This is a genomic window from Aeromonas sp. HMWF016 (genome assembly GCF_963878195.1).
Classification (GTDB): Bacteria; Pseudomonadota; Gammaproteobacteria; order Enterobacterales; family Aeromonadaceae; genus Aeromonas; species Aeromonas lacus.
The window spans coordinates 55,494-67,180 of sequence record NZ_CAWNWX010000085.1 but is presented as its reverse complement, the minus strand read 5'-3'; the positions used below and the strand labels follow the sequence as shown (position 1 = coordinate 67,180).

The window sequence follows — 11,687 nt, the reverse complement described above, 5'->3', positions numbered from 1 at the left end:
AGAGCGTCCTGGATCAGAAGAAACTTTGTTCGATGGTGATGATGTCGCCGGGATTGAGTTGCCGTTGCAGGCTCACCTCTTCCAGCAACTGATCGCTGCCATTGAGGCGCAGGCTGATATCCCGTCTGGCGGCACGATCGGTGAAACCACCCGCCAGCGCAACGGCCTTCTCTACCGTCAAGCCTGGCTGGTATTCGTAGCCACCCGGGTGAGCCACCTCGCCAGCCACAAATACCTGACGGAAAGTGGTGACGTTGACCGTCACCATGGGGTCGAGCAGCACGCCGTGCTTGAGCCCTCTGGTCAGCTGCTCGGCCACCTCAGTGGTGGTATGGCCCATCAGCAACACCTGACCCAGATAGGGGTAATTGACGTGGCCACTGGTATCGACCTTGAACTTCATCGACAGATCCGGCTCGCCATACACCCGGATTTCGACCTCGTCCCCCGGCGCCAGCCGATAGGCGGAATCGTTGCCTTGTAGGCCCTGGCCAGCCCAGACCGACAGGCTGAACAACCAGCCAAGCAGAAGCACCATCACGCTTTTGTTCATGTTAAATGGCTACCTTGAGTGAAAGAGAAAGCTGTTGTTTGTCGTAACCGAGCGCACGGCGATAGCACTTGCCGCCGATGTCGATGGGCTGCCCGGCAAAGCTGGAGCCGGAGTCGGCCTGCTGGTAGTGGAGCCCCAGATTGACGGAGGGACGAATGTCGTAGCTGATGCCCATGCCCCAGCGATGGATGTCGTCCTGACGGTGGCTGTTGTCGTTACCACAGACCACCGACTGGTGATAATCATCCCGGATATCGTGATACGAGAGCGTGGTTGCCACTCTGGGTGACCAATGGTGCTGCCACTCGGCGCCATATAGCTGGCTGCTGACATAGCCGCCGTCACCACCCGGATCACGAATGGTCCGGCTGGAGATCAGCGCGAGCTTGCTGTAATCGAGCAGTTGCCACTCCAGACGCAGATCCCAGTTCAGCCCTTTGAAACTCTCCGCCTGCGGATCGTTGACGAAACGCTTGTAGATCCCGCCGATATTGGCATCGATCCGGGTCTTGCCGGTCAGCTGGCTCATCACCCCGGTGATAAGAAAAAACTCGTCAGAATCCTTGCGCGGATTGGCCGGGTAGCGTCGCAGATTGGTCTGCAGGGTGTAACGAAAACGGCTGACATGGCTCACCTGATCGAACAGCTCGACGATGGCGGTGTTCTCCTGCCACTCCTGCTCGGCCATATAGCGTTCAAAGTCATGTTGGTAGAGGTGCTTGTCGAGATAGCCCAGATCCTTGTGGGAGAGCGCCAGCTCCAGCTTGCCTCTGGCATCGGGAGCGCCGTAACTGTAGCGGCCACCCACTTCGCTGCGTTTGAAGCGCAACGGCTCGGCAATGTTGAACCCGCCGAAAGTGGCATCACCGCCATCCTTCCCATCCCCCTGCAACATAAAGCCTTCGGTCAGCCCCTCGCCACGAGCCTCATGGCCCAGCCGATACTGGTACATCAGCTTGAAGGCGTTGCGCAGGGAGAAGCGCCAGCTGCCGTCAAACTGGAACTGGTGATCGGCATAGTCATCGGCATGACTGCTGCCATAGCGACGATAGTCACCCAGATAGCTGAACTGATAGCGATCCAGGCCGCGTTCGCCCACCATGCTAAATTCCGGGGTGATCCCGATGAAATCGGAGCCAATCGCCTGACCGCTGTCACGCTGCCACAGCAGGTTGCTGTCGTGGCCGTAACGGCTCTCCACCTCGGTCTGGATCTCCAGACCAAGCGGCCCCTGATGGGATACGGGTGTGACCTCGGCACGGACTGAAAGAGAGGGGGAGAGCAGCAGTCCGGCGCAAACGAGGCTAGTAAGCGGATGCACCGACAAACCCTTTGAATACAGTCAGGAAAATAACTTTGAAATCCAGTCCGAGCGACCAGTACTGGATGTACTTGAGATCGAACTTGACCCGCATCTCCATCTTGTCGAGGGTGTCGGTTTCACCACGAAATCCATTTATCTGGGCCAGCCCGGTAATCCCCGGTTTAACCTTGTGGCGCAGCATGTAACGCCCCACCAGTGAGCGGTACTGCTCGTTGTGCGCCACGGCATGGGGACGCGGCCCAACGATCGACATGGAACCCTGAATCACATTGAAAAACTGCGGCAGCTCATCCAGCGAGGTGCGACGCAAAAACGCACCGAATGGCGTCACTCTGGGATCGCCTCTGGTTGCCTGAGTCACCACGGCATCATTCTCCATAACGCGCATAGAGCGGAATTTCCATACCTGGATCCGTTTTCCCCCCAGGCCGTAGCGATCCTGCTTGAAGAGCACAGGTCCGGGTGAAGAGAGACGCACCCCGAGCGCCACCAGCGCCATGACCGGAGAGATGAGCAGCAGGATGAGTGAACCCAGCACCAGATCTTCAATCCGTTTGAGCAGGGCGGCACCCCCTTCAAACGGCGAATCGAAAAAGCTGAAGGTATAGATATCGCCTACCCGATCGATGTGGGATACGGTCAGGCCGTACTCGTAGAAATCGGGTACCAGATAGGTATCGACCGTGGTATCGGAGAGTTCGTAGAGGTAGTGATTGATGCGCTCTCGGGCAGTCAGGGGCAGCGCCAGATAGACTTCGTCGACCAGCCCTTTGCGGGCCAGCTCGAGCAGCTCGTCGACATCACCCAACAGAGGGCTGCGAGTCGGGTAACCGAAGCGCTCTTCGCTACGGGCATCGAAAAATCCGAGCATCTGGATATCGTGACGCGGGCTCTCCCACAGGGATTTTTCCAGCGCCAGTCCGGCCGGAGTCACGCCAATGATGGCCACACGCCGACAGCAGGAGGCACTGCTGAACCAGATGGTCACCAGCCGGTACAGCACCCGGTAACCAGTGGAAATGAGGCAGGCCATGGCAAGCCAAAGCACAGCCAGCTCCGGCGGGAAAGGGTGGTAGGGTTTAAAGATGGGAACCAGATAGACCAGCAGGTAGAGCAGGGTAGCTGTTACCAACCAGGAGAAGATGAGGCGCAGCAGAGACTGCGCCAGATGTTTACGAACCCGGCTGCAATAGAGCCCGGTATTCTGGGAAACCAGAAAGAAGACCACCATGCCCAGCGTGGCCAGTGACATCTCGTCCAACCCATGAAACAAACCAAAGTGCCGCGAAAGCAGCACCATTGAGACTGAAATTCCCACCAGATCGACAAAGCGGGAAAACAGACTGTGGCTCGCGTCTGCGAGCTTGATGATTCGTTTGTTCATGGGTCGCCTTCATACTGATATCACTTATCAGTTTTCTTGACCGGACGAGCCCAGTTCTTGATGTGACGCTGGGGTACCCGGGTAATCACGAGTTCATTTTCACCCACGTCCTTGGTAATAGTAGAGCCGGCACCCAGGGTGGCCCCTTTGCCGATGCGAACAGGCGCTACTAGTTGGGTATCAGAACCGACGAACACATCGTCCTCGATGATGGTCTGGAATTTGTTGACCCCGTCGTAGTTGCAGGTGATGGTACCGGCACCGATATTAACCCCGGCTCCGATCTCGGCATCACCCAGATAGGTCAAATGACCACACTTGGAACCAACCCCAAGACGGGCTTTCTTCATCTCGACGAAGTTGCCAACGTGCGCATCCTGCTCCAGAACCGCCCCCGGACGCAAGCGGGTAAACGGACCCACTGAGCACTGATCTGCCACCTGTGCACCCTCGATAACCGAGTAGGGTTTCACCTCGGTGTGATCGCCAATGACACAATCTTTCAGTACGCAACCGGCTCCGATACGAACGTGATTGCCGAGGATTACCTTGCCCTCAATGATGACGTTTGCATCAATAACAACCTCTTCACCAATTTCCAAAACCCCACGCAAATCAAAGCGTGCGGGGTCGATCATGGTTGCACCTGCAATCATCAGTTTCTCGGCCTGCATCTGCTGATAGCTGCGCTCAAGTTGGGCCAATTGAACCCGATTGTTGGCCCCTTCCACTTCAGCGGCGCGCTCCGGATGAACGGCGGCAATCGGGCAATTATCGCCGTGAGCCATGGCGATCACATCGGTCAGATAGAACTCGCCCTGGGCGTTTTTGTTGTCGAGACGAGACAACCATTGACGCAACTGGCCCCCATTGGCCACCAACACGCCGGTGTTCACCTCACGGATCGCCAGCTGTTCGGCATTGGCATCCTTCTGCTCGACGATGCCGACTACCTGACCATTTTCACGGACGATGCGGCCATAGCCAGTGGGGTTGTCCAACACCACGGTCAGCAGTGCCATCCCGTTTTCCGCTTTGGCGGCGAGCAAGCGCTGCAGGGTCTCGGGCTGGATCAGCGGGGTATCGCCGTACAGCACCAGCACGTCGTCCTCATCCTTCCAGAACGGGATGGCCTGGGCAACGGCGTGACCGGTTCCCAGCTGCTGGGCTTGCAACACCCAGTTGACATCAGCCGCCACGATCCGCTCTTTCAGCAGCTCGGCACCGTGGCCATAAACCAGATGCAACTGCTCGGCACCGACCTGACGGGCGGTATCGATCACATGGGAGACCATGGGTTTGTTGGCGACCGGATGCAGTACCTTGGGCAGGGAGGAGCGCATGCGGGTGCCTTTACCCGCAGCCAGGATCACGACGTTGAGGGACATAAATTGACCTTTGGAACATGAGGAAATACTCGGCGGAGTCTATCCAACGGGCAAAAAAAAAGCGACCCGAAGGTCGCTTTTTACATCACCGTTATTAGCGGTAATTCTTTTTGACGATATCGATGACTCGCAGTTGAGCCATCGCCTTGGCCAGCTCGGTAGCGGCCTGGGCATAGTCCATATCGCCATGGGAGCTGTGGATCCGCTCTTCGGCTGCGCGCTTGGCTTCCTGGGCTTTCGCCTCATCCAAGTCGTCGGCACGAATCGCGGTGTCCGCCAGCACGGTCACGGCTTCGGGTTGTACTTCCAGCATACCGCCGGAGATGTACAGCACCTCTTCAGTTCCATTCTGCTTCACCAAGCGGACCAGGCCCGGCTTGATGGCAGTCAGCAACGGAGCATGACCGTGGCGGAGACCCAACTCACCTTCGGAGCCTGATACCTGAGCGGATTGCACGCGACCGGAAAACAGTTTTCCTTCGGCGCTCACCACATCCAGGTGAAAGGAGATCATCTCAGCCATGGGCCCTCCAGTAGAGGCTTACAGTTTCTTGGATTTCTCGACGACTTCGTCGATACCGCCAACCATGTAGAACGCCTGCTCGGGCAGATCGTCATACTCGCCTTTCAGGATGCCCTGGAAACCACGGATGGTCTCTTTCAGCGGCACGTATTTACCCGGAGAACCGGTAAACACTTCTGCTACGAAGAACGGCTGGGACAGGAAACGCTCGATCTTACGGGCACGGGCTACGGTCAGTTTGTCTTCTTCTGACAGTTCATCCATACCCAGGATGGCGATGATGTCCTTCAGCTCTTTGTAGCGCTGCAGTACGGTTTGAACGCCACGAGCGGTCTCGTAGTGCTCTTTGCCAACTACCAGCGGATCCAGCTGACGAGAGGTAGAGTCCAGCGGGTCAACGGCCGGGTAGATACCCAGTGCCGCGATCTGACGGGACAGTACGACAGTCGCATCCAGGTGGGCGAAGGTGGTCGCCGGAGACGGGTCAGTCAAGTCATCCGCAGGAACGTAAACGGCCTGTACGGAGGTGATGGAACCAGTCTTGGTGGAGGTGATACGTTCTTGCAGAACACCCATCTCCTCGGCCAGGGTCGGCTGGTAACCTACTGCAGAAGGCATACGGCCCAGCAGTGCGGATACTTCAGTACCGGCCAGGGTGTAACGGTAGATGTTGTCCACGAAGAACAGCACGTCACGACCTTCGTCACGGAACTTCTCGGCCATGGTCAGGCCGGTCAGCGCTACGCGCAGACGGTTTCCGGGCGGCTCGTTCATCTGACCGTAAACCAGAGATACTTTGTCCAGTACGTTGGACTCCATCATCTCGTGGTAGAAATCGTTACCCTCACGGGTACGCTCACCTACACCGGCGAACACAGAGTAACCACTGTGCTCGATCGCGATGTTACGGATCAGCTCCATCATGTTTACGGTTTTGCCTACACCGGCACCACCGAACAGACCAACTTTACCACCCTTGGCGAACGGGCATACCAGGTCGATAACCTTGATGCCGGTCTCCAGCAGATCGTTGCTGTTGGACTGATCTTCGTAGCTGGGGGCAGCGCGGTGGATAGACCAGCACTCTTCTTCACCGATCGGACCTTTTTCGTCGATTGGCTCGCCCAGTACGTTCATGATCCGACCCAGAGTCGCAGTACCGACCGGAACCTGGATGGATTTACCGCTATTCACTACTTCCAACCCACGACGCAGACCGTCGGAGGAGCCCATGGTGATGCAACGAACGACGCCGCCACCGATCTGTTGCTGAACTTCCAGCACCAGACCCTGGCCTTGACCTTCGCTAACGACCTTCAGTGCATCGTACACCTGGGGCACGGCATCCTGCGGGAACTCGATGTCCACCACAGCGCCGATGATTTGGACGATGAAACCGTTACTCATGTCAAATCCTCTAAACCTTTGATAACCCTTGCCTTACACCGCAGCAGCACCGGATACGATCTCTGTCAGCTCCTGGGTAATACTGGCCTGACGGGCCTTGTTGTATACCAGTTGCAGATCGTTAATCAGGTTACCGGCGTTGTCAGTCGCGGCTTGCATGGCAACCATTCGGGCTGCCTGTTCACTTGCCAAGTTTTCCACTACACCCTGGTACACCTGGGATTCGACATAGCGAACCAGCAGGGTATCCAGCAGCTTCTTGGGATCCGGCTCATAGAGGTAATCCCAGTGGTGTTTCTTGGCGAGCTTGCTGTCTTCAGTTACGGGCAAAGGCAGCAGTTGATCGACCCGTGGTTGCTGCACCATGGTGTTGACGAACTTGTTGTACACCAGATACAGCTTGTCAATCTCACCGTTGTCGTAAGCCTTCAGCATGACCTTGACTGAACCAATCAGGTCATTGACGCTCGGACTATCGCCCAGTCCTGCGACATGAGCTTTAACCTTGGCGCCGTGCCGTTCAAAGAAGTTGGAGGCCTTGTTACCGATCAGTGCCAGGTCAACCTTGGCACCTTTCGCGCTCCATTGCTTCATATCATTGAGGGCAGCCTTGAACAGGTTGATGTTCAAACCGCCACACAGGCCACGGTCGGTGGAGACGACGATGTAACCCACTCGCTTGACCTCACGTTCGATGAGGTAGGGGTGCTTGTATTCCAAGTTCCCCTGAGCGATATGGCCGATCACCTTGCGCATGGTTTCAGCGTACGGACGGCTGGCAGACATGCGTTCCTGCGCACGGCGCATTTTGCTTGCTGCCACCATTTCCATAGCGCCGGTGATCTTCTGAGTGTTTTTCACACTCCCGATCTTGTTACGTATCTCTTTTGCGCCGGCCATCTCTTACTCTCCATCAGGTGGCAGCTCGCGCTGCCACACACGCTTACCAGGTCTGGGTTGCCTTGAAGTCATCCAGCAACGCAGTCAGCTTGCCAACGATCGCGTCGTTGTAGTCGGCCTTGGCATTGATTTCAGCCATCAGCTCGGCATGCTGGGTATTGGCGTAAGAGAGCAGAGCGGCTTCGAAGTCGACGATCTTGTTCAGCTCGACATCGGAGAGATAGCCTTTCTCGGCGGCGAACAGCACCAGAGACTGGTGAGCCACGCTCAGCGGAGAGTACTGCTTCTGCTTCATCAGCTCGGTCACTTTCACACCGTGATCCAGCTGCTTGCGAGTCGCCTCGTCCAGATCGGAAGAGAACTGGGCAAATGCCGCCAGTTCGCGATACTGGGCCAGCGCGGTACGGATACCACCGGACAGCTTCTTGACGATCTTGGTCTGAGCAGCACCACCTACACGGGATACGGAGATACCCGGGTCAACCGCCGGACGAATACCGGAGTTGAACAGCTGTGAAGTCAGGAAGATCTGACCATCGGTGATGGAGATCACGTTGGTCGGAACGAACGCAGATACGTCCCCCGCCTGGGTTTCGATGATCGGCAGCGCGGTCAGAGAACCGGTTTTGCCTTTCACTTCACCATTGGTGAACTTCTCTACGTACTCGGCGTTAACGCGAGCAGCACGCTCCAGCAGACGGGAGTGCAGATAGAAAACGTCACCCGGGTAAGCTTCACGTCCTGGCGGACGGCGCAGCAGCAGGGAGATCTGGCGATAAGCTACGGCCTGTTTGGACAGGTCATCATAGATGATCAGCGCGTCTTCACCGCGGTCACGGAAGTACTCACCCATGGAGCAACCGGCATACGGAGCCAGGTACTGCAGGGCAGCCGCTTCGGAGGCAGAGGCAACAACCACGATGGTGTTGGCCAGGGCGCCGTGCTCTTCCAGCTTGCGCACCACGTTGGCGATGGTGGAGGCCTTCTGGCCAATCGCAACGTAGACACACTTAATGCCGGAATCTTTCTGGTTGATGATGGTGTCGATAGCGATGGCGGTCTTACCAACCTGACGGTCACCGATGATCAGCTCACGCTGGCCACGACCAATCGGGATCATGGCATCGATGGCTTTCAGACCGGTCTGGACCGGCTGGTCAACAGACTTACGCTCGATAACGCCCGGTGCGATCACTTCGATCGGCGAGAAGCCATCGTTGTCGATCGGACCTTTACCGTCGATCGGCTGACCCAGGGTGTTCAACACCCGGCCCAACAGACCACGACCTACCGGCACTTCCAGAATACGGCCAGTACCTTTTACTTTCATTCCTTCTGACAGACCGTCATAGGAACCCATAATCACCGCACCGACGGAGTCACGCTCCAGGTTCAATGCCAGAGCGTAACGGTTGCCCGGCAGCTCGATCATCTCACCCTGCATGGCATCAGCCAGGCCGTGAATACGAATGATACCGTCGCTCACAGAGACGATAGTACCTTCGTTACGCGCTTCGCTCTTTACATCAAACTGCGCAATGCGCTGCTTGATCAGCTCGGCGATTTCAGTGGAATTCAGTTGCATGCTCTAATACCCCAATCAAGATTGCAGCGCGTCAGCCATGCGATCCAGCTTACCGCGGACTGTGCCGTCGATTACCAGATCACCGGCCTTGATGAGCACCCCGGCCATCAAGGACGCATCAATGCTGCAATTCAGCTTCACTTTGCGCGCGAGACGTTGTTCCAGAGAAGCCTGAATATTGGCTTTCTGCTGGTCGGTCAGTGCAATCGCCGATGTCACGTCAGCCTGAACTTCTTTATCCAGTTCAGCCTTGAACACCACAAATTCGGCAACGACCGCCGGCAGCACACCCAAGCGACCATTCTCAGCCATTACCCGGATCAGGTTCTGGCCATGCTCGTCGAGTTGCTCACCGCAGATGCTGACAAACAGTTTTGCCAGCTCTTCGGCAGCCACAGAGCCGTTTACCAGGGAGTGGATGGTCTCGTTCTTCGCTACTTCCGCAGCGAAGCTGAGCATCCCCAGCCACTGATCAACCGCCTTGTGCTCAACGGCAAACTCGAAAGCAGCCTTGGCGTAGGGGCGAGCGATTGTAGTCAGTTCAGACATAGCCCCGTTCCCGTTACAGTTCTGCTACCAGTTTGTCGACGATGTCGCTGTTGGCAGCCTGGTCGATTTGGCGCGCCAGGATCTTCTCTGCACCAGCAATGGCAAGAGCAGCAACCTGCTTGCGCAGTTCTTCTTTGGCACGATGACGTTCAGCTTCAATCTCGGCACGGCCTTGAGCCAGGATTTTCTCCCGCTCAGACTGAGCTCCGACAGTTGCCTCATCAATGATCTGGGCCTTGCGTTTGTTGGCCTGTTCAATGATTTCAGCAGCCTGGAGCTTGGCTTCTTTCAGCTGATCGACGGCGTTGGCCTTGGCCAAATCCAGATCTTTCTTGGCACGCTCTGCAGAAGAGAGACCGTCAGCAATAGCTTTCTGACGGGCTTCGATGGCAGCAATCAACGGCGGCCATACGTACTTCATGCAAAACACTACGAAGAAGAAAAAAGCAATTGCTTGGCCGAGGAGGGTGGCGTTGATATTCACAGCCGATGTCCTCTTTAGTTAGTTAATGGGTTATGCCTGGAGATGTCGTAACGACTTAGCCAGCAACCGCAAACATCACGTACAGACCCAGACCAACGGCGATCATCGGGATCGCATCGACCAGACCCATTACGATGAAGAACTGGGTACGCAGAACAGGGATCAGGTCAGGTTGACGAGCAGCACCTTCCAGGAATTTACCACCCAGAATACCGATACCGATGGAAGCGCCGATAGCAGCCAGACCCATCATCATTGCAGCAGCGATGTACAGCAGGTCCATGTTCAAGTTTTCCATGAGGATCTCCATTTATTTAGATGTAATTGATTGTATAAAAAGGATTATTTGAGTCGCATTATCAATGGTCTTCCTGCGCCATCGACAGATAGACGATGGTCAGAACCATGAAGATGAATGCCTGCAAAGTGATGATCAGGATGTGGAAAATTGCCCAAGGCACGGACAGGATCCACTGTGACCACCAGGGTAGCAAACCCGCAATCAGGATAAAGATCAGTTCGCCAGCATACATGTTGCCGAACAGTCGAAGACCCAGAGAGACCGGTTTGGATACCAGCGTAACAGTTTCCAGGATGAGGTTAACCGGGATGGCCGCCGGGTGGTTGAAAGGCTGAAGAGTCAGCTCCTTCACAAACCCGCCGATACCCTTGACCTTGATGCTGTAGTACAGGATCAAGAAGAACACGCCCAAAGCCATGGACATGGTGATGTTAACGTCAGCGGAGGGAACCACACGCAGATAGGGAATACCCATCAATTGTGCAGCGTGAGGGATAAAGTCAACGGGGATCAGATCCATGAAGTTCATCAGGAAGATCCACACAAACACCGTCAGCCCCAAAGGTGCGATGACCTTGTTGCGACCGTGAAAGATGTCTTTGACGTTACCATTCACAAACTCGACCAGCATCTCCACAAAGCACTGCAGCTTACCCGGCACCCCGCTGGTAGCGTTGACGGCTACTTTGCGGAACAACAGGATAAACAGGGCGCCTAGCACGACGGAAAATACCATTGAGTCGATATTGACCGTCCAGAACCCGGACCCGACTTGCAGGTGGGTCAGGTGGTGGGAGATATATCCCTGAGGAGTCAGGACTTCTCCGGTTGCAGACATGAGTTTTCCTAATAGTGGTTGTTAAGCGTGAATGAGACTATCCACTGTACAACGAGGGCGAGGATATAAGTGGCGAAAAACGAGACGGTAACGACCTCGACTCCCGCACCAAACATCAGGGCGAATAGACCTGTTGTAGTAATGAGCTTAATCCCTGCCCCACCATAAAAGTCCCGCAGAACCAGACCCACACTCTCGGCCGTTACCTTGCGGCGCAGTACCCAGAGAGTGAACAAGGCTTGAGGAACCCAGTACATCCCCCCTCCGTAAAGGGCGGAATAACCGGCGCTGGCACCAGTCAGGTAATACCAGACGGCACTCATCGCCAGGATCAGGACCAGCTGACAAACGAGCATAACCAAGGCCAGTGTCAAACCTTCCAAGGCTATTTTCTGCTTCACCAACCTACCCCTGAACATTACAGAACTGTAAAAAATCGGGATCCGAAGAC

Annotated in this window: 13 protein-coding genes; all 13 read right to left on the bottom strand. The window is 55.9% G+C overall.

All coding sequences use genetic code 11. The features are described from left to right. Positions 1-13: 13 nt before the first annotated feature. Complete coding sequence (locus AACS24_RS13620; protein WP_033115235.1) at positions 14-553, bottom strand: polysaccharide biosynthesis/export family protein; 540 nt, start codon at positions 551-553, stop codon at positions 14-16. 1 nt (position 554) lies between these two features. After that, positions 555-1,874 (bottom strand): outer membrane beta-barrel protein, encoded by a 1,320-nt coding sequence (locus AACS24_RS13615; RefSeq protein WP_108571004.1) that lies wholly within the window; start codon positions 1,872-1,874, stop codon positions 555-557. Continuing rightward, positions 1,858-3,261: an undecaprenyl-phosphate glucose phosphotransferase gene (locus AACS24_RS13610; RefSeq protein WP_108571003.1), complete on the bottom strand. Its 1,404-nt coding sequence runs from the start codon at positions 3,259-3,261 to the stop codon at positions 1,858-1,860. The genes AACS24_RS13615 and AACS24_RS13610 overlap by 17 nt, the downstream gene beginning before the upstream one ends. Positions 3,262-3,281: 20 nt before the next feature. Further along, positions 3,282-4,649 (bottom strand): bifunctional UDP-N-acetylglucosamine diphosphorylase/glucosamine-1-phosphate N-acetyltransferase GlmU, encoded by a 1,368-nt coding sequence (gene glmU, locus AACS24_RS13605; RefSeq protein WP_108571002.1) that lies wholly within the window; start codon positions 4,647-4,649, stop codon positions 3,282-3,284. Positions 4,650-4,743: 94 nt separating this feature from the next. Then, positions 4,744-5,172 (bottom strand): F0F1 ATP synthase subunit epsilon, encoded by a 429-nt coding sequence (locus AACS24_RS13600; protein WP_033115239.1) that lies wholly within the window; start codon positions 5,170-5,172, stop codon positions 4,744-4,746. A gap of 18 nt (positions 5,173-5,190) precedes the next feature. Next, complete coding sequence (gene atpD, locus AACS24_RS13595; protein ID WP_005342353.1) at positions 5,191-6,579, bottom strand: F0F1 ATP synthase subunit beta; 1,389 nt, start codon at positions 6,577-6,579, stop codon at positions 5,191-5,193. Positions 6,580-6,612: 33 nt separating this feature from the next. Continuing rightward, positions 6,613-7,479: a F0F1 ATP synthase subunit gamma gene (gene atpG, locus AACS24_RS13590; RefSeq protein WP_005339343.1), complete on the bottom strand. Its 867-nt coding sequence runs from the start codon at positions 7,477-7,479 to the stop codon at positions 6,613-6,615. Between the two features lie 43 nt (positions 7,480-7,522). Further along, positions 7,523-9,064 carry a F0F1 ATP synthase subunit alpha gene (gene atpA, locus AACS24_RS13585; RefSeq protein ID WP_033115240.1) on the bottom strand — a complete coding sequence of 514 codons (1,542 nt, stop codon included), beginning with the start codon at positions 9,062-9,064 and terminating at the stop codon, positions 7,523-7,525. Between the two features lie 15 nt (positions 9,065-9,079). Continuing rightward, positions 9,080-9,613: a F0F1 ATP synthase subunit delta gene (gene atpH, locus AACS24_RS13580; protein WP_033115241.1), complete on the bottom strand. Its 534-nt coding sequence runs from the start codon at positions 9,611-9,613 to the stop codon at positions 9,080-9,082. 13 nt (positions 9,614-9,626) lie between these two features. After that, positions 9,627-10,097, bottom strand: a complete 471-nt coding sequence (gene atpF / locus AACS24_RS13575; protein ID WP_005342350.1) for a F0F1 ATP synthase subunit B — start codon at positions 10,095-10,097, stop codon at positions 9,627-9,629. A 55-nt stretch (positions 10,098-10,152) separates the two neighbouring features. Next, on the bottom strand, positions 10,153-10,395 hold the full coding sequence (gene atpE / locus AACS24_RS13570; RefSeq protein WP_005307205.1) for a F0F1 ATP synthase subunit C: 243 nt from the start codon (positions 10,393-10,395) through the stop codon (positions 10,153-10,155). A 61-nt stretch (positions 10,396-10,456) separates the two neighbouring features. Continuing rightward, the gene (gene atpB / locus AACS24_RS13565) at positions 10,457-11,236 is read right to left on the bottom strand and encodes a F0F1 ATP synthase subunit A (RefSeq protein WP_108571001.1); all 780 of its coding nucleotides are present in this window, start codon (positions 11,234-11,236) and stop codon (positions 10,457-10,459) included. 8 nt (positions 11,237-11,244) lie between these two features. After that, a complete protein-coding gene (locus AACS24_RS13560) occupies positions 11,245-11,655 on the bottom strand; it encodes an ATP synthase subunit I (protein ID WP_033115243.1) in 411 nt (136 codons plus the stop codon). Positions 11,656-11,687: the final 32 nt, after the last annotated feature.